Genomic DNA, 21604 nt, shown 5'->3' on the forward strand with positions numbered 1-21604 from the left:
TCCCGGGCAGCGGCCCCGGCCGTCGGCCGCGGAGCGGGGAGGGCCCCAGAGTCCGGAACGGTGTTTCGCCGCTGCTCGGACGGGGGATGACTCCCGGCTGGGTGGTGACGGGCTGGGGCTCTTCCATTGTAGCGACGGGAGCCGGTGTGACCACCGCCTCGAACGGCGCGGGATCGCCCGGAAGGGCGGGACCGTGCCCCGGTCAGGGCTCCAGCCGCTCCGCGGCGGCCAGCGCGGCCCCGACGATGCCGGCGTCGTTCTGGAGCTGGGCGGGCACCACCGGCGTCCGCGTGCTCAGCAGCGGCACCCACTTGTGGGCCTTCTTGCTCACCCCGCCGCCGACGATGATCAGGTCGGGCCACAGCCCCGCCTCGAGGACGTCGAGGTAGCGGTCGACGCGCTTGGCCCAGTGCGGGTAGCTGAGGTCCTCGCGCTCCCGGGCGGCCGCCGACGCGCGCTTCTCGCCGTCCTCGCCGTCGACCTGGATGTGCCCGAACTCGGTGTTGGGCACCAGCCGCCCGTCGACGAACAGCGCGCTGCCGATGCCGGTGCCGAAGGTGAGCATGAGGACGACGCCGTCCTGGTCCCGGCCGGCGCCGTAGCGCATCTCGGCCAGCCCGGCGGCGTCGGCGTCGTTGAGGGTCTCGACGGTCCCGGGCACCAGCGCGCTGAGCCCGGCGTCGACGTCGGTGCCGATCCAGGCCTTGTCCATGTTGGCGGCGGTGTGCGCGACCCCGCGCTTCATCACCCCGGGGTAGGTGACGCCGATGCGGCCGGTCCAGCCGAAGGACGACACGATGCCGGCGACGACCTCGTAGACCGCCTCCGGCGTGGACGGCTGAGGCGTCTCCACCCGCACCCGCTCGCCCACGAGCGCACCGGCCTCGAGGTCGACCAGGCACCCCTTGATGCCGCTGCCGCCGATGTCCACGCCGAACCCCTGCACGCCGGTCACCCTAGTGACCGGGACCGCACCCCGGGCGGCGGCTCGGGCAGGATCGCCCGGGTGAGTGCCCCGCCACCCCCCGCCGAGCTGCTCGGCCTCGCCGTCGCGACCGCCCGCGAGGCGGCCGACCTCGTCGCCCGCGAGCGCGGGTCGGCCGCGGCCGCCGTCGACGTCAAGAGCAGCCCCACCGACGTCGTCACCGCCGTCGACACCGCCTCCGAGCGGCTGATCACCGGCCGGCTGCTCGCCGCCCGGCCCGACGACGGCCTGCTCGGCGAGGAGGGCGCCTCCCGCGCGGGCACCAGCGGCGTGCGGTGGGTCGTCGACCCGATCGACGGCACCGTCAACTTCCTCTACGGGCTGCGCGGGTACGCCGTGTCCATCGCCGCCCAGGTCGACGGCGTCACGGTGGCCGGCGCGGTGCTCGACGTCCCCACCGGAGAGCTGTTCACCGCCACCGCGGGCGGCGGGGCGTTCCTCTCCACCCCGGCGCGGCCGGAGCCGGTGCGGCTGGCGGGCAACCGGCCGGCGTCCCTCGGGCAGACGCTGGTGGCCACCGGGTTCGGGTACCGCGTGGAGCAGCGGCGGGCCCAGGGCGCCGTCGTCGCCCAGCTGCTCCCCGAGGTCCGCGACATCCGCCGGCAGGGCTGCGCGTCGCTGGACCTGTGCTCGGTGGCCGCCGGCCGGGTGGACGCCTACTACGAGCTGGACCTCAAGCCCTGGGACCACGCCGCCGGCGCGCTGGTCGCCGCCGAGGCCGGGCTGGTGGTCACCGGCCTGCCCGGCCGGCCGTTCGCCGAGCCGATGGCGGTCGCCGTCCCCGAGACGGTGGCCGGGCCGCTGCTCGCGCTGCTCGACCGGCTCCACCCGGAGGTGGTCTGACGGGTCGTCAGCAGGCGGCCTCGGCGCTGGCGATCGGGGTGAGGGTGGCCGCGACCTGGTCGGCCGGGGCCAGCCCGGTGAACTCCGGGCCGATCACCAGGTCGACGCGGGCGTCGGCGCGGGTGTCCTGGTAGGCGCCGGCGTCCGGGAGGAACAGCGACAGGTACCGGGCGGCGTCGGTGCCGCGCGCGCCGTGCCGGATCTCGCCCGAGCCGGTCACCTCGCGGTCGGTCGGGTCGTTGGCGACCTCCTCGACGACGAAGCCGCGCGCGGTCAGCTCACCGGCGACCTCCTGCGCCTTGCCCGCGAGGTCCGAGGCGTTGTAGACGCGCACCGTGACCGTGCTGGGGTCCAGCGACGGCGGCGCCGCCTCGGCGGTCTCGCACGCCGCGGCCTGCGCCGCGTCGCGGGCGCCCTCGTCGGAGAAGACCTTCCACCACACGGCGAGCGCGCCCAGGGCCAGCACGAGCAGGAAGACCAGCGGCGGCAGGTAGCGACGGTCCTTGCGGGGACGCACCGGCGGGGTGGCGGTGCTGGTGCTCACGGTCGTCCTCCTCGGCGGCGACCCGGAGGGGTCCGGCGGGCCGCGCCAGGTCGGGTCGCGCGGAGTCCAGGTCGGGTCGCGCGGAGTCTAGGCACGCCGCCGGCGCTCAGAGGGCACCGTCCTCCAGCGCGGCGCGTCCCAGCTCGACGCACGGGTCGATGCGGTCGGCGTAGCCGGAGGTGTCCTTGCCGGCCATCGCGCCGGCGGCCGAGCGGGCCACGATGCCGGCGACGATCGCGGCGAACTTGAAGAAGGCGAACCCGACGTACCAGTCGAGGTCGGAGAGGTCCACGCCGCTGCGCTCCGCGTACCGCTCGGCGATCTCCCGGCGGGTGGGGAAGCCGGGCAGCGTCGTCACCGGGCTGAGCACCGGGCGGGTCTCCCCGGCCTCGGGCCAGTAGACGAACAGCATCCCGATGTCGGTGAGCGGGTCGCCGAGGGTCGACATCTCCCAGTCGAGGACGGCGCGGACGGCGCCGGGGCGCTCGGGGTCGAGCAGGCAGTTGTCCAGCCGGTAGTCGCCGTGCACGATCCCGGTCCGCTGGGTGGCCGGCACGGTCTCGGCCAGCCGCTCGGCGAGGGCGTCCATGTGCGGGCGGTCGCGGTCGCGCGTGGCGTCCCACTGCTTGGTCCACCGGCGCACCTGCCGGGCGAGGAAGCCCTCGGGCCGGCCGAAGTCGCCCAGGCCCACGGCCTCGGCGTCGACGGCGTGCAGGTCGGCCAGGACGTCGATCAGCCCGTCGCCGATCCGCCGCCGCAGCTCCGGGGTGTCGGCGTAGCCGGCCGGGATCTCGTTCACCACGTGCAGGCCGACGACCCGCTCCATGACGTAGAACGGCGCGCCCAGCACCCCGGTGTCGGTGCACAGGTGCAGCGTCCGCGGCACCGGGACCGACGTCGGCCCGAGCGCGGAGACGACCTTGTGCTCGCGGACCATGTCGTGGGCGGTGGCGAGGACCGCGCCCGTCGGGGGCCGCCGCAGGATCACCGCGTCGTCGGCCGTGCCCCCGGCCGGGGTGACGACGTAGGTGAGGTTGGACATGCCCGCCGCGATCAGCTCGACGCCCACCTCCCGCCAGCGCTCGTCGTTGAGCACGGAGGCGAGATACGGACCGACGACGGCGGGGTCAGCTCCCACGGGACTCGACACGGGCGGCAGGGTAACCTCCGGCACTCCGCCTCCCGACCGCCCGCCCGGGCCGGTCCCGGCGCCCCGGACGGGCCGTCGTCCGTCCTCGTGTGTCCCGCGCGGACAGGCGGGCACAAACCGGGGCCGCACGGCGTTGGGGGGCTGCCGGTCCCGTACCGAGCCGACCCCGTGGTCGGCCGGGAGCAGGTCCGGTCCGTGACCAGCGGCCGCCCCCGGGCGGCCGGCCAGGCCGACGGCGGACCCCGCCGCCGTCGGACGAGGCGGACGCCCCGCGTCCGCGAACTACCCCGGAGGAGGGGCACACCCCATGGCCACCGACTACGACGCCCCGCGCCGCAACGAGGCCGACGAGCTCGGCGAGGACTCCCTCGAGGAGCTCAAGGCCCGTCGGGCGGAGGCCCAGTCGGCCTCGGTCGACGTCGACGAGACCGACTTCAACGAGAGCCTCGAGCTGCCCGGCGCGGACCTGTCCAACGAGGAGCTGACCGTCCGCGTGCTGCCGAAGCAGGAGGACGAGTTCACCTGCTCGCGCTGCTTCCTCGTGCAGCACCGCAGCCGGCTCGCCGCCACCCGCGGCGACCAGATGTACTGCCGCGACTGCGCCGCATGAGCCGCACCACCGCTTGACCGGACACGGGGGGAGCAGCCGATGACCGACCCGAGGGAGCGCATCGGCGCGCCCCGCGACGTCCCGCCGCCCCGGCCCGTGCAGGACGCGCCCCGGCCGGGGCCGGACCGGTCAGGGGACGGTCCGGCCTGGCTGTCCGAGGACACCGGCCTGGGGCGGGCGGCCCGCACGGTCGCCGACGCCGTGACCCGGCTGCTCGGCGGGGGCGCCGACGAGGCGCCCGCCCCCGGGCAGCCGGACACCCGGCGGTCGGCCGCCGGTGTCCTCCGCGACGTCATCACCGCCCTGGGCGCCGCCGCGGCCGGCGCCGCCCGCCGTCCCGAGCCGCCGGAGGGGAGCGGACCCGACGACGAGGAGTCGGCCCGCGGCCCGGTCGGCGTGCTCGGCGAGCTGCTCACCGCCGCCGCACCCCGGCTGCCCGTCCGCGACGCCGCCCGGCTGCGTGCCGCCTACCCCGGGAAGTCGGACGAGGAGATCGCCGACGCCCTCGTCACCCGCTCGGCGCGGCTCACCGCCGCGGTCGGCGCGGCCACCGGCGGGCTCTCCGCGGCCCACTGGTTCGTGCCCGGGTCGCTGGTGGCGCTGCCGCTCGAGCTCGGCGCCGAGACGCTGCTCACCGCCGGCATCGAGGTCGTCCTCCTCGGCGAGCTGCACGAGCTCGCGGGCCGGCCGGCCGGCGGCACACCGGCCGAGCGCGCCGCCGCCTACCTCTCCAGCTGGACCCAGCAGCGCGCCGTCGAGACCGGCGCGCGGGAGGGGCTGGGCGTCGTCCTCGGCACCGCCGGGTTCCGCGCCCTGCGCCGCCGGCTGTCCCGCCGGATGGCCCGCGGCCTCGGCTCGGCCGCGCCGCTGTTCGTCGGCGCGGCGCTCGGCGGCCGGGGCAACCTCAAGGCCACCGAGACCCTCGCCCGCCGGGTCCGCGCCGACCTGCGCCGCGGCCCGGCCTGAGGTCCCGGCCGGTCCGCCGACCCCGCCCCGGCGCGGTTAGGGTCGCCGTCGTGGCCGACCCCCTGGAGGTCCCCGTCCGGCTGACCGCGGCGGGGGCGACACCCCCGCGCTACGCGCTGCCCGGCGACGCGGGCGCCGACCTCACCATCACCGAGGACGTGCACCTGGCGCCGTTCGAGCGCGCGCTCGTGGGCACCGGCGTGGCCGTGGCCATCCCCGAGGGCTACGCCGGGTTCGTGCACCCGCGCTCGGGCCTCGCCGCCCGGCACGGCCTGAGCCTGGTCAACGCCCCCGGCACCATCGACGCCGGCTACCGCGGCGAGATCAAGGTGAACCTCGTGAACCTCGACCCGGCCACCCCGCTGACGCTGCGCGCCGGCGACCGGGTCGCGCAGCTGGTCGTGCAGCCGGTCGTCACCGCCCGCTTCGTACCGGTCGAGGCGCTGCCGGAGAGCGTCCGCGGCGAGGGCGGTCACGGGTCCACCGGCGCGGGACAGGAGGCCTGAGATGCCCTTCGGACGACGGCGCAACCGGATCGACCGCAGCCTGCGCGAGCGCGGCGTCCCGCCCGAGCCGCAGCACCGCGAGCGCGACGTCGAGGAGACCACCGGCCCCTACGACGAGGCCGACGCCCCCGACGACGGCACGCCCCGCGTCGACCTGGGCTCGCTGCGGCTGCCCGCCGTCCCCGGCACCGAGCTGCGGGTGGACCTCAACCAGCAGCAGAAGGTGATCGGCGCGACCCTGCGCTACGGCGACTCGCTGCTGCAGCTGTCCGCCTTCGCCGCACCCCGCGCCGCCGGCATCTGGGACGACGTCCGCGCCGAGCTGGCGCGCAGCGCCTCCGGCCAGGGCGGGCGGCTGCAGGAGACCGAGGGCCCCTTCGGTCCCGAGCTGGCCGGCACCGTCGTGGTCACCCCGCCGCCCCAGCCCGGCGGGCCCCCGCCGAAGCCGGTGCGCCGGGCGGCGCGCTTCCTCGGGGTCGACGGGCCCCGCTGGTTCCTCCGGGGGATGATCAGCGGCCCCGCCGCCGAGTCGCCCGAGGCGGCGGCGGTGCTCGAGGACGTCTTCCGCCGGGTGGTCGTGGTCCGGGGCACCTCGCCGATGCCGGTGCGCGAGCAGCTGCCGCTCACCCTCCCGCCGCAGGCCGCCGCGCAGCTGGCCCGCCAGCAGCAGGCGGGGCAGCAGCAGGCGGGGCAGCAGCCGGGGCGACCGGCGGCCCCGCCGCGGCCGACCGCGTGACCCCCGCGGTCGTCGCCTACGGCTCCCACCCCGACCAGTTCCTCGAGCTGACCCTGCCCGACGGGCAGGACCCGGCGCCCGTGGTCGTCGTGCTGCACGGCGGGTTCTGGCGGGCCGCGTACGGCGTCGAGCTGGCCCGCCCGCTGGCCGCCGACCTCGCCGCCGCCGGGTACGCCGCCGTCGCCGTCGAGTACCGGCGGGTCGGCAGCGGCGGCGGGTGGCCGGCCACCCTGGAGGACGTCGCCGCCGCGCTCGACGCGCTGCCGGACCTCCCGGACGCCGGCCGGCTGGACCTCGGCTCGGTCACCGTCGCCGGGCACTCCGCCGGCGGGCACCTGGCCGCGTGGGCCGCCGGGCGGACGCGGCTGCCGGCCGGCGCGCCCGGCGCCGCCCCGCGGGTGCGGGTGACCGCGGCGGTCCTGCAGGCCGGCGTCGTGGACCTGGGCCGGGCGGCGGAGCAGCGGCTGGGCCGCGGCGCGGTCCAGGAGTTCCTCGGCGGCGAGCCGGGTGAGGTGCCCGGCCGCTACGCGGCCGCCGACCCGGTCGGGCTGCTGCCCACCGGCGCCGACGTGCTGTGCGTGCACGGCACCGAGGACGACGTCGTGCCGCCCGAGCAGTCGCAGCGGTACGCGGCGGCGGCCGCGGCGGCCGGCGACCGGGTGACCGTGCGCACCGTCCCGGGCGGTCACCGGGTGCCCATCGACCCGGCGGGGGAGGCATGGGCGGTGGTCCGCGCGTGGCTGGGGGAACGCACCGCCGGCCGGGTGGGCGGCACTACCCTGGAACCGTGACACAGACCCGTCCCGGCGGCTGGCTCGCACGCACGCTGCAGCGGCTGACCGCCGACGACTCCGCCATCGACGCGCAGGAGCTGCGCGAGGAGTCCGACCGCGCCGGCTGCGAGCCGGTGAGCGCCTGCCGCAAGGGGGCGGTGGTGACCGTGACCGGCCGGCTCAAGTCGGTCGTCTACACCCCGCGCGAGACGGTCCCCACCCTGGAGGCGGAGCTGTTCGACGGCTCCGGCTCGGTCACCCTGGTCTGGCTGGGCCGCCGGCGCATCCCGGGCATCGAGCCCGGCCGGACGCTGACCGCCCGCGGCCGGTTCGCCAACTTCGACGGCCGCAAGGTCATCTACAACCCCTGGTACGAGCTGAGCGCGGGGTGATCCCGGCGGCCGACGACGACGGCCGGCGCGATCCGGGGGGAGCAGCACCGCACCAGGAGCCCACGCACGCGGACGGCACCACGACCGAGGACACGGGCCGGGGCGTCACCTTCGACCGGCACATGGTGCTGGAGCAGCTCGGCGGCTGGCGCGGCATGGTCGACGCCACGCTGCCCACGCTCGCCTTCATCGTCGCCAACTCGATCGGCGACCTGCGCACCGGGATCTGGGCCGCCGTCGGCGCCGCCGTGCTGGTCCTGCTGGTCCGGCTGGTGCGCCGGGAGAGCGTGCAGCAGGCGTTCAGCGGCCTGTTCGGCGTCGCGGTGGCGGTCGCCATCGCCGCCGCCTCGGGGCAGGCGCGCAACTACTTCGTCCCGGGGATCATCCGCAACGCCGTGATCGGCGTGGTGCTGCTCGGCTCCGTGCCGCTGCGCTGGCCGCTGGTCGGCGTGGTCGCCGAGTGGCTCGCGCCGAGCCACCTGGGGTCGATGGCCGCGCACACGCTGCCCGGGCTGCGGCGCCGCGTCGACAGCGCCCGCGCCCGGCTGCACCACCAGCCGCGCCCGCACCCGCCGGAGCCCGGGCCCGCGCAGGCCGGGCGCCCGGCCGACCCCGAGCCCGAGCGGCACTGGCGCGACGACCCCCGGATGGTGCGCGCCTACGGCTGGCTGACCGTCGTCTGGGCGGTGACGTTCCTGCTGCGCGTCGCCGTGCAGACGCCGCTCTACCTCGCCGACGAGGAGGACCTGCTCGGCGTCGCCTCGCTCGTCCTCGGCCTGCCGGTGACCGCGGCCGCCCTCGCGCTCACGCTCTGGGTCGTCGCCCGCCTGCACCGCCACCGCGTGGAGACCGACGCCGGCGGCGCCTAGAGAGCGGTCGGCGACAGGACCTGCTGCAGCTGCTCCTCGACGTCGGCGTGCGTGACGAACAGCAGCTCGTCGCCGACCTCGAGCGGCTCGTCCGGGGTGGGCGTGATGACCCGGTCGCCGCGCAGCATCGCCGTCAGCACCGTCTCTCGCGGCAGCGGCACCTCGCGCAGCGGCCGGCCGGCCCACGGGGTGTTCTCGGCGAGGGTGATCTCGACCAGGTTGGCCGCGCCCTTGCGGAAGCTCATCAGCCGGACGACGTCGCCGACGGTCACCGCCTCCTCGACCAGCGCGGCGAGCACCCGCGGGGTGGAGACGGCGACGTCGACGCCCCACGCCTCGGTGTAGAGCCACTCGTTGCGCGGGTCCTTGACGCGGGCGACGACGCGGTTGACCGCGAACTCGGTCTTGGCCAGCAGCGAGACGACGAGGTTGGCCTTGTCGTCGCCGGTGGCCGCGACGACGACGTCGCAGGTGGCCAGCTGGGCCTCCTCGAGCGAGGAGACCTCGCAGGCGTCGGCCTGGACCCACTCCGCGCCCGGCACCGCACGGGTGCGGACCTTGCGGCCGTCCTTCTCGATGAGCATCACGGTGTGCCCGTTGTTGAGCAGCTCCCCGGCGATGGAGCGGCCGACCGCCCCGGCGCCCACGATGGCCACGCGCATCAGGCCCTGCCCTCCTCGGGGTGCTCGATCGTCCGGTGCACGCGGTCGGAGATCTCGTCGGTGGCCGCGACGACGAGCTGGTCGCCGTCCTGCAGCACGGTGGACGCGGTGGGCAGCTGCGCCTCCCCGAAGCGGACCAGCCAGGCGGCCCGGGCGCCGGAGGCGGCCTCGAGCTCGGAGAGCCTGCGGCCCACCCAGCCGTCGGTGACGGTCACCCGCATCAGCAGCACCCGGCCGGTGGGCTCCCGCCAGATCTCGCTGACCTTGACCGACAGCAGCTCGCGCAGCAGCCGGTTCACCGTCCAGGGCACGGTCGCGACGCTCGGGATGCCCATCCGCTCGAACACCTCGGCGCGCTTGGAGTCGTAGATCCGGGCGACGACGTGCTGGACGCCGAAGGTCTCCCGCGCCACGCGCGCGCTGATGATGTTCGAGTTGTCGCCGCTGCTGACGGCGGCGAAGGCGCCGGCGGAGTCGATGCCGGCGTCGAGCAGCACCTGCCGGTCGAAGCCCAGGCCGGTAACCTGCCGGCCGGTGAACTCGGGCCCGAGCCGGCGGAAGGCCTCCGGGTCCTGGTCGATCACCGCGACGCTGTGGCCGATCTGCTCCAGCCGTCGCGCGATGGCCGAGCCGACACGGCCGCAGCCCATGACGACCACGTGCACGTGTCGCTCCCGGATGCCTCGCACGGGCGCCGTCCGCCCGCGGTCCAGGGCGCGAAGCTACACCCGTCCGCGGGCGGTCCGGGGGGTGCGCCCGGACCGCGTGCCCCCTCCGGGCGGGGCGCCCGGCGCGGAGCGGCACCGGGTGCCCCCGCGTCCGTACCATCGCCGCCGTGCCCAAGCTGTCCGACCTCGGACAACTCCCCAAACGGCTCGTCGTCGGCCGGCCGGTCCGCAGCGACCGCGCGGGGGAGTCCCTGCTCCCGAAGTCCCTGGCCCTGCCGATCTTCGCCAGCGACCCGCTCTCCTCCGTGGCCTACGCCACCCAGGAGATCCTGATCGTCCTGACGCTGGCCGGCACCGCGTTCCTGTTCCTCGCGCCGTGGCTGGCCGTCGTCGTCGTGCTGCTGCTGGCGACCGTCGTGCTGTCCTACCGCCAGGTGGTGCACGCCTACCCCTCGGGCGGCGGCGACTACGAGGTCGCGATGAAGAACCACGGCCAGTTCGCCGGGCTCACCGTCGCCAGCGCGCTGCTGGTCGACTACGTGCTCACCGTGGCCGTGTCCGTGTCGGCGGGCACCGACAACATCATCTCGGCCTTCCCCACGCTCAACGAGCACCGCGTGCTCATCGCCGTCGGGCTGGTCGCGCTGCTGGCGGCGACCAACCTGCGCGGCGTGCGGGAGTCGGGCAAGACGTTCGCCGTCCCGACGTACCTGTTCGTCGCCGGGATCATGGTCATGATCGTCACGGGGCTGGTCCGCGACCTCTTCACCGACTCCCCGGTCATCGCCGAGAGCGCCGGCTGGTCGGTCCTGCCAGAGGCGGGCTACGACGACCTCGGTGGCGTCGCGCTGGTGTTCTTCGCGCTGCGGGCCTTCGCCTCCGGGTGCACCGCGCTGACCGGCGTCGAGGCCATCGCCAACGGCGTCCCCGCGTTCCGCCCGCCGAAGTCCAAGAACGCCGCGACGACGCTGGCGCTCATGGGCGGGATCGCCGCGACGATGTTCGCCGGCGTCACCGCGCTCGCCCTGTTCGGCGACGTCCGGTACGCGGAGAACACCTGCGACCTCGTCGGCTTCCCGGGCGACTGCGAGACCGACCCCCAGCGCACGGTCATCGCCCAGCTCGCCGCGGCCACCTTCGGCGGGGACACCTCGGTCGGCTTCTTCTACATCCAGGCGGCCACCGCTCTGGTGCTGATCCTCGCCGCCAACACCGCCTTCAACGGCTTCCCGCTGCTGGGCTCGGTGCTCGCACAGGACCGGTTCCTGCCCCGCCAGCTGCACACCCGCGGCGACAAGCTCGTCTACAGCAACGGCATCCTGCTGCTGGCCGGCTTCGCGGCGCTGCTGATCCTCGCCTTCGAGGCCGACCCGAACCGGCTGATCCAGATGTACATCGTCGGGGTCTTCACCAGCTTCACGATCGGCCAGTGGGGCATGGTGCGGCACTGGAACCGGGAGATCCGGCTGTCGGGCGACGCGGCCGAGAAGCGGCGGATGCGCCGCTCGCAGGTCATCAACACCATCGGCGGCAGCCTGACCACCGTCGTCCTGGTGATCATCGTGGTCACGAAGTTCACCCGCGGCGCCTACCTGGTCATCCTCGTGATGCCGGTGCTGTTCCTGCTGATGAAGGCGATCAACCGGCACTACTCGCACGTGGCCTCGCAACTGGTGCCCGACACCGACGCCCGCATGCTGCCGAGCAAGGTGCACGCGATCGTGCTGGTGTCCAAGGTGCACAAGCCGACGCTGCGGGCGCTGGCCTTCGCCCGCGCCACCCGGCCCGACGTGCTGACCGCGCTGACGGTCAACGTGGACCCGGGCGACACGCGCGCGCTGCAGGCGGACTGGGAGCGCTACGACGTCCCGGTCCCGCTGACCGTGCTGGAGTCGCCGTACCGGGAGATCACCCGGCCGGTCGTCGACTACGTCAAGGGCATCCGCCGGGACAGCCCCCGCGAGCTGGTCATCGTGTTCGTGCCGCAGTACGTCGTCGGCCACTGGTGGGAGAACGTGCTGCACAACCAGAGCGCGCTGCGGCTGCGCGCCCGGCTGCAGTTCCAGCCCGGCGTCATGATCACCACGGTGCCGTGGCAGCTGGAGAGCTCCATCGGCCGCGGCGACGAGGACGACCGCCGTTCCGGCCCCATGCCCGGCGACCTGCGCCGCGGCCTCACCGACGACCAGGTCGAGGCCACCCCCTATGGCTGACCGGCGGCGCCGGCCGGCAGCCCGCCCGGCCCGCCCGCCCCGGCCCGACCGGGGTGCGGGGTGGACCGGCCGGGAGTTCGAGGTGACCGTCGGCCCGGTCGCGCACGGCGGGCACTGCGTGGCCCGGCACGAGGGCCGGGTGGTGTTCGTCCGGCACGCGCTGCCCGGTGAGCGGGTGGTCGTCCGGGTCACCGAGGACCGCCAGCCCGGCTACTGCCGCGCCGACGCCGTGGAGGTGCTCGAGGCGGCAGCCGACCGGGTGGAGCGGCCCTGCCCGCACAGCGGCCCGGGGCGCTGCGGCGGCTGCGACTGGCAGCACGTCTCCTGGGAGGGGCAGCGCCGGCTCAAGGCCGACGTCGTCCGCGAGCAGCTCACCCGGCTCGGTGGCCTGGACGCCGCCGACCCGGTGCTGGCCGGCCTCGCCGTCGAGGCGCTGCCCGGCGGGCCGCTGCGCTGGCGGTCCCGGGCGCGGTTCGCCGTCGGCCGGGACGGGGTGCCCGGGCTGCGCCGGCACCGCTCGCACGACGTGCACGTCCTCGACGACTGCCCGATCACCGTCGAGCCGGCCGCGCGGGCGGTGCTGTCGCGGCGCTGGCCGGGGGCCGGAACGGTGGACGTCGCCGTCGACTCGGCGGGCACGGTGACCACCACGCGGCTGGACCGCCGCGGCGTGCCGACGTCGACCCGCGTGCTCCGGGCCGGCGACGACGTCCCCGCCGAGCCGGCCGGGCGGGCCGGGCGCCACGCCGCCGGGCGGGACTGGGAGGTCGAGGGCACCGGTTTCTGGCAGGTGCACGAGGCGGCCGCCGACGCGCTGGTGGGCGCGGTGTCCGCGCTGGCCGGCGTGCGGCCGGGGGAGACGGTGCTCGACCTGTACGCCGGCGCCGGGCTGCTCGGCGGCGCGCTGGCGCCCGGGGTGGGGGAGTCCGGCCGGGTGGTGTGCGTGGAGGCCGACGCCGAGGCGTGCGCCGCCGCGGAGGTCAACCTGGGCGACCTGCCGCAGGCCGAGGTGTGGCAGGGCGAGGTGGACGCCGAGGGGCTCACGGGGCTGCTCGAGGAGCTCGGCGGCGTGCCCGACGTCGTGGTGCTGGACCCGCCGCGCGCCGGGGCGGGTGCCGCGGTGAGCCGCGTGCTGGCCGGCACCGGGGCGCGGGCCGTCGTCTACGTCGCCTGCGACCCGGCGTCGCTGGGCCGCGACGTCGCCGCCTTCACCGGTGCCGGGTACCGCCTGGCCGCCCTGCGCGCCTTCGACGCCTTCCCGATGACCGCGCACGTGGAGTGCGTCGCCCTGCTGGTGCCCGCCCCCTGATCGGCCCCACGGGGAGGGCCCGGCACCGTGGGCGGCGGGGCGTGCAGGTCCACGTCGTCACCCATCCCGGGGTCCTGGTCGACCCGGCCGTGCCGTCCCCGAGGGGGGCTGTCCGACGCTCGCCGCGCGGCTGCAGCACCTGGTCGCGCTGCCGTGGACGGTCCGGCTGGCGCGGGTCGTCTCCAGCGCCGGGCGCAAGGCCGGTGACGTCGTTGGTGTGCCGGGTGCTCGGTGTGCCCATCGCCCGGTGGTGGGACCAGCCGGGGCAGGGGAGCGTCTTCTCCTCCGACCCGGCGACCGGCCACGGCGCCGGTTCCCGGGCGCGGCTGGGGCTGCCGGACGGCGCCTCGCTACCGTGTCCTCCGTGACCACCTGGGAGTACGCCTCGGTCATCACGGCCAACGACACCGAGTCGCAGCGCGCGGGGGTGAGCGTCAAGCTCCCCGGCGGCTCGCTGGAGCGGCAGCAGGGGGACACCAGCTCGGTGCTCAACCGGCTCGGCGGCGAGGGCTGGGAGCTGGTCAGCTACCACTCGAGCGGTGCGGGCACCTGGGGTTTCGAGCAGTTCTGGCTGAAGCGACAGCGGGACTGATCGCGCTCCGCCCGTGTCGATCATCGGCTGCGTGCACGCGACGCGCGCCGACACGCCGGTACGGGCGGCACGCAGCCGGATGATCGACGCGACCGTGGTGGGGCCGGTCCGTCGGTGATCACGAGCGGGTGACGACGGCGCGCCTCCCGTCGAACACGTGTTCGACCTGCGGCAGGATGCCGGACGTGGGTGCGAGCGTGCCTCCGGGCTGGCCGGAGCAGGTGCGGCCCCCGGGCGCCCCCGACTGGGAGCACACCGCGGTGGCCTGGCTGTTCGACCTCGTCCCGCCCGACTACCGCGCCCACGAGGTGCTGCGCCGCTATCCGCTGCTGCTCGCCCGGTTCGCCGGCGACCACGTCGCGGCCGGCCTCGAGGCGGCGCGGGCGGGCTGGCGCACGGTCCGCGTCGAGCTGGCCGACCACCTGCCGCCGGACGCCATCGAGGCCGCCGTCACCGCCTACGAGCGGGAGGGCGCGCGGCTGGCCGCGGCGGCGCGCGGCGTCGAGGTGGTCGCCGGGGCGCTGCGCGGCGAGGTCTGGGTCCCCCGCCTGTAGTAGTGGCACCCGGGGGCCCGGTCGTCGTCCGCGGGCCCCCGGGGCCCTAGCCGGTCAGCCGGTCGGCCTCCCGGAGCGCGACCGCCAGCGCGCCGAGCACCTCCGCGCGGGCCCCGAGCGAGCCGGGGACCACGGTCAGCTGCTCGGCCGCGGCGGGGATGGCGGACTGCTCGAGCGCCCGCCGCAGCGGGTCGACGAGCAGGTCGCCGGCGGTGCCCAGCTCGCCGCCGACGACGATGCGGTCGGGGTTGAGCACGTTGACCAGGCCGCCGAGCACGAAGCCGACCGAGGCCCCGGCGTCGGCGATCAGCCGACGGCAGGCCTGGTCGCCGTCCTGGGCGCCGGCCACCAGCGACCGCAGGTCGGTGTAGTGGGGGGCGGCGGTGTTGATGGCCCGCAGCAGGGCGGTGCCGCCGGCGGTCAGCTCCAGGCAGCCGCGGTTGCCGCAGCGGCACAGCGGGCCGGTCGGGTCCAGGCTCACGTGGCCCATCTCGCCGGCGGTGCCGGTGACGCCGCGCAGCAGGTCGCCGTCGATGACCAGCGCCCCGCCGACGCCGGTCGCCATCTTCAGGTAGAGGGTGGCGCACGAGCCGCGGCCGGCGCCCCAGCGGACCTCGGCGACGGCGCCCAGGTTGGCGTCGTTCTCCACGATGACCGGGACGCCGAGCCGCTCCTGCAGCGCCGGCGCCGGCGTCCGGCCCGACCAGCTCGGCAGGATGTTCGACCGCGCCACGGTGCCGCGCGAGCTCGCCGCCCGGCCGACCACCGGCGTCGGCAGGCCGACCACCGCGCCGACGACGTCCTCGGTGCAGGCGCCGGCCCGCCGCAGCTCGGCCCGCACCTGCCCGGCCACGGTGTCGAGGACCGCGTCGGAGTCCAGGTCGGCGACCGGCAGCGTGGTGGTCTCCTCGCCGACGATCTCGTGCGAGAGGTCGGCCACCGCGACCCGGACGTGGGTGCGCCCGATGTCGACCCCGACGACCACGCCGGCCCGGCGGGTCAGGTGCACCAGCCGCGCGGGCCGGCCGCCGGTCTCCACCGCGCCCGCGTCGTCCCCGGGCGCCACCAGCCCGCGGTCGACGAGGTCGGCCACGTAGCCGGAGACCGTGGCGCGGGAGAGCCCCGTCCGCTCGACCAGCTGCGCCCGCGTCGAGGGGCCGCTCACCCGCAGTGCCTCGACCAGCCGCCGCGAGGGGCCCGTGACGTCGGGCAGCCACGGGCGGAGGTCCATGGCGGGCATCGTCCGAGCGTGCCCGTGTTCTGTCAATCACCGACAGAAGGGGCGCCCATCGGTCGGGTGAGCGGGGTGCGGCGCGTCGGGAGTGACGGAACCGTCCCGTCTCGGACCCGGTTCGACAGGAGGTGCGCGCCGTCGCGCGACTACAGTGGGTCGGCGGCCGTCGGAGGGCCGTGCCCCGCCGCCGACAGAGAGGACACCGCCGCCCCGTGTCGCTCCTGCGCTCGCTCCGCGACCCCGCCGACCTCCGGGCCCTGCCCCCCGAGCAGCTGCCCGCGCTGGCCGCGGAGATCCGTGACGCACTCGTCACCAGCGTCGCCCGCACCGGCGGCCACCTCGGGCCGAACCTCGGCACCGTCGAGCTCACCATCGCGCTGCACCGGGTCTTCGAGTCCCCGCACGAGCCGATCGTCTTCGACACCGGCCACCAGGCCTACGTGCACAAGATGCTCACCGGCCGGGTCGAGGGCTTCGACCGGCTGCGCCAGCGCGGCGGGCTGTCGGGCTACCCGAGCCGCGGCGAGAGCGAGCACGACTGGGTCGAGAACAGCCACGCCTCGACCGCGCTGTCCTACGCCGACGGGCTGGCCAAGGCCTTCGCCGTCCGCGGTGACAAGCGCCCGGTCGTCGCGGTCGTCGGCGACGGCGCGCTGACCGGCGGCATGGCCTGGGAGGCGCTGAACAACATCGCCGCCGCCCAGGACCGGCCGGTGGTCATCGTCGTCAACGACAACGGCCGCTCCTACTCGCCGACCATCGGCGGCGTCGCCGACGCGCTGGCGGGCCTGCGGCTGCGGCCGGGCTACGAGCAGGCGCTGCTGGCCATCCGTCAGGCCCTGCACAAGGCCCCGGTCGTCGGCTCGGCGCTCTACGACGCGCTGCACGGCCTGAAGAAGGGCGTCAAGGACGTCCTGGCGCCGCAGGGCATGTTCGAGGACCTCGGCCTCAAGTACGTCGGTCCGGTCGACGGCCACGACGTCGAGGTGCTCGAGTCCGCGCTGCGCCGGGCGCGGTCGTTCGGCCGCCCGGTGATCGTGCACGCGGTCACCACGAAGGGCTTCGGCTACCCGCCGGCCGAGACCGACCAGATCGACGCCTGGCACGCCACCGGCGTCTTCGACCCCGACAGCGGCACCAGCCCCGCGGTCGCCCGCGACTGGACGACGGCGTTCTCCGACGAGCTGGTGCGCATCGGCGCCGAGCGGAGCGACGTCGTCGCGGTCACCGCGGCGATGCTGCACCCGACCGGCCTGGCCGCCTTCGCCGAGCGCTTCCCCGAGCGGACCTACGACGTCGGCATCGCCGAGCAGCACGCGCTCACCAGCGCGGCCGGCATGGCGATGGGCGGGCTGCACCCGGTCGTCGCGGTCTACTCGACCTTCCTCAACCGGGCCTTCGACCAGCTGCTCATGGACGTCGCGCTGCACCGCCAGCCGGTCACCGTCGTCCTCGACCGCGCCGGGGTCACCGGGACCGACGGCGCCTCGCACAACGGCATGTGGGACATGTCGATCTGCTCGGTCGTGCCGGGGCTGCACCTGGCCGCGCCGCGCGACGAGCCGACCCTGCGCGAGGCGCTGCGCGAGGCGGTCGCGATCTCCGACGCGCCGAGCGTGGTGCGCTTCCCCAAGGGCCCGCCGCCGCTGGACATCCCGGCGCTGGAGCGGCGCGGCCCGGTCGACGTGCTGCGGCGCGGGGAGCGGGAGGAGGTGCTGCTGGTCGCCGTCGGCGCGATGGTGCCGATGTGCCTGGCCGCCGCCGAGCGGGCCGCCGACCACGGCATCGAGGTGACCGTCGTCGACCCGCGCTGGGTGCTGCCGGTCTCCGACGAGCTGGTCGAGACGGCCGCCGCGCACCGGCTGGTCGTCACCGTGGAGGACGGCGGCCGGGCCGGCGGCGTCGGGACGACGCTGTCGCAGGCGCTGCAGGACCGCCAGCACGACGTGCCGGTGCGCGCGCTGGGCCTGCCGCAGGCGTTCCTCGACCACGGCAGCCGGGGCCAGGTGCTCGCCGACTGCGGCCTGACCGAGCAGGACGTCGCCCGCCGGATCGCCGAGTGGACCGCGGTGCTCACCGAGCGGGCCGAGCAGCAGCTGGCCGCCGAGCCCGTGGACGGCGCCCAGCAGTAGTCGGAGGACCCCGTCCCCCTCACCCTCCGCAGGCTCGGGGCGAGCCTCCGGACGGGGGCCGGCCGGGGACGTCGGACCGGAGGCCGTCGTGCAGGTCATCGCGGAGATCCAGGTCGCGCCGTCCCCGGCCGGGACGCCCGACGACCCGCACGCGTACGTGGAGGCCGCCGTCCGGGTGATCCAGGCGTCCGGCCTGCACTGCGAGGTCGGGGCGCTCGGGACCACGCTGGAGGGCGACGCCGACGCCGTGTGGGCGACCCTGCGGGCCGCGCACGAGGCGATGCTGGCGGCGGGCGCCACCAGCGGCATCTCGCACGTGAAGGTCGCCTCGGTCGACCGCACGATCGAGTCGCTCACCCACAAGTTCCGCTGAGACGGCGAACGGCCCAGGCCCCCGCGCGGGGACCCGGGCCGTCGTCGTCCGGTGCGCACCTCCGCGGAGGTGCACGGGATCAGGCCGGGAGGCTGGCCACGCCCCTCGGCAGGAACCGCGAGCCGGTGACCGCCTCGGAGACGCCGGTGCGGTCGAGGTGGGCGGAGATGCCGCCCAGCCAGAACGGCCAGCCGGCGCCCAGCACCATGCACAGGTCGACGTCCTGCACGGCCTGGACGACGCCCTCGTCGAGCATCAGCCGGATCTCCTGGGCCAGCGCCCGCACGGCGCGGTCGCGGACCTCGTCCTCGGTCAGCGGGGAGTCGCCCGCGTCGATGCCGGCCAGGTCGGGGTCGACCACGCCGGGCTCGGAGTAGACGCTGGTCTTGCCCAGCTCGACCATCTTCCTCAGTCCCTCGCCGACGGCGAACCGGTCGGGGAAGGCCTCGTGCATCCGCTCGGCCACGTGCAGCGCCACCGGCGGGCCGACCAGCGTGAGCAGCTCGAACGGCGACATCGGCAGGCCCAGCGGGTCCAGCGCCCGGTCGGCGACGGCCACCGGCGTCCCCTGCTCGACGGCCGAGGTGACCTCGCCGAGGAAGCGGGTGAGCAGCCGGTTGACGACGAACGCCGGGGCGTCGGCGACCAGCACGCAGGACTTCTTCAGCGCCTTGCCGACGGCGAAGGCGGTGGCCAGCGCGGCGTCGTCGGTCTGCTCGGCGCGCACGACCTCCACCAGCGGCAGGACCGCGACCGGGTTGAAGAAGTGCAGCCCGACGACCCGCTCGGGGTGCTCGAGCTTCGAGGCCATCTCGGTCACCGACAGCGCCGAGGTGTTGGTCGCCAGCACGCACTCGGGGGAGACGACGGCCTCCACCTCGGCGAACACCTGCTGCTTGACCGACATCTCCTCGAACACGGCCTCGATGACGAGGTCGGCGTCGGCGAAGACGGCCTTGTCCAGCGCGCCGGTGACCAGGCCCTCGAGCCGGTTGAGCTCGTCGGGGGAGAGCCGGCCGCGGGCGGCGAGCTTCTCCAGCTCCCCGTGGACGTAGCCGACGCCCTTGTCCACCCGCGCCTGGTCGACGTCGGTGAGGACGACGGGCACCTGGAGCCGGCGCACGAACAGCAGCGCCAGCTGCGAGGCCATGAGCCCGGCACCCACGACGCCGACCTTGGTGACCTTCCGCGCCAGCGACTCGTCCGGCGCGCCGGCCGGCCGCCTGGCCCGCTTGTTGACCAGGTCGAACGAGTAGAGGGAGGCGCGGAGCTCGTCGCTCATCAGCAGGTCGGTGAGCGCCTGGTCCTCGGCGGCGGTGCCGGCGGTGAACGCCTCGCCCTCGACGCCGTTGCGGGCGAGGTCGAGCAGCTCGACGGCGCGCAGCGCGCCGGGGGAGGCGTCGCGGGTCCGCGCCCGGACGACGGCCCGGGCCCGCTCGATCGCGGCGTCCCAGCCCGACCGGTCCACCGCGGGCCGCGCGACGGTCACGTCGCCGTTGAGGACCGCCACGGCCCACTCCAGCGACCGCTCGAGGAAGTCGGCGGGCTCGAACAGCGCGTCGGCGATCCCCAGCTCCGCCGCCCGCGGGCCGGAGGTGACCTTGTTCTGCGCCAGCGCGTTCTCGACGATCACCGTGACCGCCGGGTCGATCCCGATCAGGTCCGGCAGCAGCTGCGTGCCGCCCCAGCCGGGCACCAGCCCGAGGAACACCTCGGGGAAGGCGACGACGGCGGTGCTCGCGATCGTCCGGTAGGTGCAGTGCAGCGCCAGCTCGAGGCCGCCGCCGAGCGCCGCGCCGTTGACGAACGCGAACGTCGGGACGCCGGCGTCCTTGAGCCGCCGGAACACCCGGTGGCCGGTCTCGGCGATCTCCCGGGCGGCCGCGGTGTCGGTCACCGCCGCGACGCCGGAGAGGTCGGCGCCCACGGCGAACACGAACGGCTTGCCCGTGACGGCGATGGCCGCGGGCGCGGGGGTGTGCGCCGCGATCCCGTCGAGGGCGGCGTCCAGCGAGGCGAGCCCGCCGGGGCCGAAGGTGGACGGCCGGGTGTGGTCGTGCCCGTTGTCCAGCGTGATCAGCGCGATCTCGCCGGCCAGGCCGGGCACCCGCACGTACCGCACCTTGGCGGCGGTGACGACCTCGTTCTCGAAGACGGCGGTGCTCACTTGGCCGCACCCTCCCAGTTGGTGTTCTCCCAGATGACGGTGGCGCCCATGCCCAGGCCCACGCACATGGCGGTCAGGCCGTAGCGGACGTCGGGGCGCTCGGCGAACTGCCGCGACAGCTGGGTCATCAGGCGGACGCCGGAGGAGGCCAGCGGGTGGCCGACGGCGATCGCGCCGCCCCACGGGTTGACCCGCTCGTCGTCGTCGGCGATGCCGAAGTGGTCGAGGAAGGCCAGCACCTGGACGGCGAAGGCCTCGTTGAGCTCGAACAGCCCGATGTCGTCGATGGTCAGGCCGGTGCGGGCCAGCGCGCGCTCGGTCGAGGGGACCGGGCCGACACCCATGACCTCGGGCTCGACGCCGACGAAGCCGTAGCCGACCAGCCGCATGCCGGCGGTCAGGCCCAGCTCCTGCGCGACCTCCTCGGCGGCCAGGATGCAGCCGGTGGCGCCGTCGTTGAGGCCCGCGGCGTTGCCGGCGGTCACGTGCCCGTGCGGGCGGAACGGCGTCTTGAGCGTGCCCAGGCCCTCGAGGGTGGTGTTCGGCCGCGGCGGCTCGTCGGCGGTGGCCAGGCCCCAGCCGTGCTCGGCCGAGCGGGTCGCGACGGGCACCAGCTCCGGGCCGATCTGCCCGTTGGCGAGGGCCTTGGCGTACTTCTGCTGGCTGGCCAGGGCGAACGCGTCGGCGCGCTCCCTGGTCAGGTGCGGGAAGCGGTCGTGCAGGTTCTCCGCGGTGGAGCCCATGACCAGCGCCGAGCCGTCGACGAGCTGCTCGCTGAAGAACCGCGGGTTGGGGTCGGCGCCCTCGCCCATCGGGTGGCGGCCCATGTGCTCGACCCCGCCGGCGATGGCGACGTCGTACGCGCCGAAGGCGATGCCGCTCGCGGTGGTGGTCACGGCGGTCATGGCCCCGGCGCACATGCGGTCGATCGCGTAGCCGGGGACCGACTTCGGCAGCCCGGCCAGCAGCGCGGCGGTGCGGCCGATGGTCAGGCCCTGGTCGCCGATCTGGGTGGTGGCGGCGATGGCCACCTCGTCGACCCGGTCGGCCGGCAGCGCCGGGTTGCGGCGCAGCAGCTCACGGATCACGCGTACGACCAGGTCGTCGGCGCGCGTCTCCGCGTAGACGCCCTTCGGGCCGGCCTTGCCGAAGGGGGTGCGTACGCCGTCGACGAAGACGACCTCACGCAGCGAGCGGGACATGGGACCTCCGCAGCAGGGGGAGCCGGCCCGGGCACGGGGACGGCGCAGGTGAAGTTACCCGTGGGTAACCGCCGCTCCAAGCGCGACCCGACCCGCGCGGGGCACCGGGGCCCCCGACACCTCA

Annotated in this window: 22 protein-coding genes; 14 read left to right on the top strand and 8 right to left on the bottom strand. The window is 75.9% G+C overall.

Annotated elements, in window-relative coordinates; genetic code table 11:
* Positions 1-202: 202 nt before the first annotated feature.
* Positions 203-946, bottom strand: a complete 744-nt coding sequence (gene ppgK, locus ACFO3M_RS16085; RefSeq protein WP_387990831.1) for a polyphosphate--glucose phosphotransferase — start codon at positions 944-946, stop codon at positions 203-205.
* Between the two features lie 60 nt (positions 947-1006).
* Here ppgK and ACFO3M_RS16090 point away from each other — a divergent pair, with 60 nt between their 5' ends.
* The gene (locus ACFO3M_RS16090) at positions 1007-1828 is read left to right on the top strand and encodes an inositol monophosphatase family protein (protein WP_387990834.1); all 822 of its coding nucleotides are present in this window, start codon (positions 1007-1009) and stop codon (positions 1826-1828) included.
* A 7-nt stretch (positions 1829-1835) separates the two neighbouring features.
* Here ACFO3M_RS16090 and ACFO3M_RS16095 read toward each other — a convergent pair whose 3' ends face one another.
* Both ACFO3M_RS16095 and ACFO3M_RS16100 read right to left on the bottom strand, forming a co-directional pair.
* Positions 1836-2372: a LytR C-terminal domain-containing protein gene (locus ACFO3M_RS16095; RefSeq protein WP_387990837.1), complete on the bottom strand. Its 537-nt coding sequence runs from the start codon at positions 2370-2372 to the stop codon at positions 1836-1838.
* A 106-nt stretch (positions 2373-2478) separates the two neighbouring features.
* Positions 2479-3522: a phosphotransferase family protein gene (locus ACFO3M_RS16100; protein ID WP_387990839.1), complete on the bottom strand. Its 1044-nt coding sequence runs from the start codon at positions 3520-3522 to the stop codon at positions 2479-2481.
* A gap of 307 nt (positions 3523-3829) precedes the next feature.
* Between ACFO3M_RS16100 and ACFO3M_RS16105 the strand changes: the two genes are divergently transcribed.
* The 7 genes from ACFO3M_RS16105 to ACFO3M_RS16135 are packed head-to-tail and all read left to right on the top strand — an operon-like array spanning position 3830 to position 8374.
* On the top strand, positions 3830-4132 hold the full coding sequence (locus tag ACFO3M_RS16105; protein WP_204693870.1) for a DUF4193 domain-containing protein: 303 nt from the start codon (positions 3830-3832) through the stop codon (positions 4130-4132).
* Between the two features lie 39 nt (positions 4133-4171).
* Entirely contained in the window at positions 4172-5098 is a 927-nt protein-coding gene (locus ACFO3M_RS16110) for a hypothetical protein (protein ID WP_387990842.1), read from the top strand.
* Positions 5099-5148: 50 nt separating this feature from the next.
* Entirely contained in the window at positions 5149-5604 is a 456-nt protein-coding gene (gene dut / locus ACFO3M_RS16115; protein WP_387990845.1) for a dUTP diphosphatase, read from the top strand.
* A gap of 1 nt (position 5605) precedes the next feature.
* Positions 5606-6340: a DUF3710 domain-containing protein gene (locus ACFO3M_RS16120; RefSeq protein ID WP_387990848.1), complete on the top strand. Its 735-nt coding sequence runs from the start codon at positions 5606-5608 to the stop codon at positions 6338-6340.
* Positions 6337-7131: an alpha/beta hydrolase family protein gene (locus tag ACFO3M_RS16125; protein WP_387990851.1), complete on the top strand. Its 795-nt coding sequence runs from the start codon at positions 6337-6339 to the stop codon at positions 7129-7131. Before ACFO3M_RS16120 ends, ACFO3M_RS16125 begins: the two co-directional genes overlap by 4 nt.
* Positions 7128-7505, top strand: coding sequence for an OB-fold nucleic acid binding domain-containing protein (locus ACFO3M_RS16130; RefSeq protein ID WP_387990854.1), 378 nt, complete (start codon positions 7128-7130; stop codon positions 7503-7505). The genes ACFO3M_RS16125 and ACFO3M_RS16130 overlap by 4 nt, the downstream gene beginning before the upstream one ends.
* Positions 7502-8374, top strand: coding sequence for a DUF3159 domain-containing protein (locus tag ACFO3M_RS16135; protein WP_387990857.1), 873 nt, complete (start codon positions 7502-7504; stop codon positions 8372-8374). The genes ACFO3M_RS16130 and ACFO3M_RS16135 overlap by 4 nt, the downstream gene beginning before the upstream one ends.
* Here the strand turns inward: ACFO3M_RS16135 and ACFO3M_RS16140 are convergent.
* Both ACFO3M_RS16140 and ACFO3M_RS16145 read right to left on the bottom strand, forming a co-directional pair.
* The gene (locus ACFO3M_RS16140) at positions 8371-9036 is read right to left on the bottom strand and encodes a potassium channel family protein (protein ID WP_387990860.1); all 666 of its coding nucleotides are present in this window, start codon (positions 9034-9036) and stop codon (positions 8371-8373) included. The genes ACFO3M_RS16135 and ACFO3M_RS16140 overlap by 4 nt on opposite strands.
* Positions 9036-9701: a potassium channel family protein gene (locus tag ACFO3M_RS16145; protein WP_387990863.1), complete on the bottom strand. Its 666-nt coding sequence runs from the start codon at positions 9699-9701 to the stop codon at positions 9036-9038. The genes ACFO3M_RS16140 and ACFO3M_RS16145 overlap by 1 nt, the downstream gene beginning before the upstream one ends.
* Positions 9702-9871: 170 nt before the next feature.
* On the opposite strand from ACFO3M_RS16145, the gene ACFO3M_RS16150 reads away from it, so the two are divergent.
* From ACFO3M_RS16150 to ACFO3M_RS16165, 4 genes are all read left to right on the top strand, one after another.
* Entirely contained in the window at positions 9872-11917 is a 2046-nt protein-coding gene (locus tag ACFO3M_RS16150) for an APC family permease (RefSeq protein ID WP_387990866.1), read from the top strand.
* A complete protein-coding gene (locus ACFO3M_RS16155) occupies positions 11910-13226 on the top strand; it encodes a class I SAM-dependent RNA methyltransferase (RefSeq protein WP_387990869.1) in 1317 nt (438 codons plus the stop codon). The genes ACFO3M_RS16150 and ACFO3M_RS16155 overlap by 8 nt, the downstream gene beginning before the upstream one ends.
* 364 nt (positions 13227-13590) lie before the next feature.
* Positions 13591-13818 carry a DUF4177 domain-containing protein gene (locus ACFO3M_RS16160; RefSeq protein WP_387990871.1) on the top strand — a complete coding sequence of 76 codons (228 nt, stop codon included), beginning with the start codon at positions 13591-13593 and terminating at the stop codon, positions 13816-13818.
* Between the two features lie 176 nt (positions 13819-13994).
* Positions 13995-14372, top strand: a complete 378-nt coding sequence (locus ACFO3M_RS16165; protein WP_387990874.1) for a hypothetical protein — start codon at positions 13995-13997, stop codon at positions 14370-14372.
* A 46-nt stretch (positions 14373-14418) separates the two neighbouring features.
* On the opposite strand, the gene ACFO3M_RS16170 is transcribed toward ACFO3M_RS16165, so the two are convergent.
* Positions 14419-15603 (bottom strand): ROK family transcriptional regulator, encoded by a 1185-nt coding sequence (locus ACFO3M_RS16170; RefSeq protein ID WP_387990877.1) that lies wholly within the window; start codon positions 15601-15603, stop codon positions 14419-14421.
* A 215-nt stretch (positions 15604-15818) separates the two neighbouring features.
* Between ACFO3M_RS16170 and dxs the strand changes: the two genes are divergently transcribed.
* Entirely contained in the window at positions 15819-17738 is a 1920-nt protein-coding gene (dxs, locus tag ACFO3M_RS16175; RefSeq protein ID WP_387990880.1) for a 1-deoxy-D-xylulose-5-phosphate synthase, read from the top strand.
* A gap of 88 nt (positions 17739-17826) precedes the next feature.
* The gene (locus ACFO3M_RS16180; RefSeq protein ID WP_387990883.1) at positions 17827-18111 is read left to right on the top strand and encodes a thiamine-binding protein; all 285 of its coding nucleotides are present in this window, start codon (positions 17827-17829) and stop codon (positions 18109-18111) included.
* Between the two features lie 79 nt (positions 18112-18190).
* On the opposite strand, the gene ACFO3M_RS16185 is transcribed toward ACFO3M_RS16180, so the two are convergent.
* Both ACFO3M_RS16185 and ACFO3M_RS16190 read right to left on the bottom strand, forming a co-directional pair.
* A complete protein-coding gene (locus ACFO3M_RS16185; RefSeq protein ID WP_387990886.1) occupies positions 18191-20278 on the bottom strand; it encodes a 3-hydroxyacyl-CoA dehydrogenase NAD-binding domain-containing protein in 2088 nt (695 codons plus the stop codon).
* Complete coding sequence (locus tag ACFO3M_RS16190) at positions 20275-21480, bottom strand: thiolase family protein (RefSeq protein ID WP_387990889.1); 1206 nt, start codon at positions 21478-21480, stop codon at positions 20275-20277. The genes ACFO3M_RS16185 and ACFO3M_RS16190 overlap by 4 nt, the downstream gene beginning before the upstream one ends.
* Positions 21481-21604: the final 124 nt, after the last annotated feature.

The organism is Geodermatophilus arenarius (assembly GCF_042654585.1).
Lineage (GTDB): Bacteria > Actinomycetota > Actinomycetes > Mycobacteriales > Geodermatophilaceae > Geodermatophilus > Geodermatophilus arenarius.

Excerpts from the sequence above, each read along its gene's own strand:
- ACFO3M_RS16155 (WP_387990869.1), top strand. The coding sequence starts at position 11,910 with ATGGCTGACCGGCGGCGCCGGCCGGCAGCCCGCCCGGCCCGCCCGCCC.
- ACFO3M_RS16105 (WP_204693870.1), top strand. The coding sequence starts at position 3,830 with ATGGCCACCGACTACGACGCCCCGCGCCGCAACGAGGCCGACGAGCTC.
- ACFO3M_RS16190 (WP_387990889.1), bottom strand. The coding sequence starts at position 21,480 with ATGTCCCGCTCGCTGCGTGAGGTCGTCTTCGTCGACGGCGTACGCACC.
- ACFO3M_RS16120 (WP_387990848.1), top strand. The coding sequence starts at position 5,606 with ATGCCCTTCGGACGACGGCGCAACCGGATCGACCGCAGCCTGCGCGAG.
- ACFO3M_RS16110 (WP_387990842.1), top strand. The coding sequence starts at position 4,172 with ATGACCGACCCGAGGGAGCGCATCGGCGCGCCCCGCGACGTCCCGCCG.
- ACFO3M_RS16165 (WP_387990874.1), top strand. The coding sequence starts at position 13,995 with ATGCCGGACGTGGGTGCGAGCGTGCCTCCGGGCTGGCCGGAGCAGGTG.
- ACFO3M_RS16170 (WP_387990877.1), bottom strand. The coding sequence starts at position 15,603 with ATGGACCTCCGCCCGTGGCTGCCCGACGTCACGGGCCCCTCGCGGCGG.
- ACFO3M_RS16140 (WP_387990860.1), bottom strand. The coding sequence starts at position 9,036 with ATGCGCGTGGCCATCGTGGGCGCCGGGGCGGTCGGCCGCTCCATCGCC.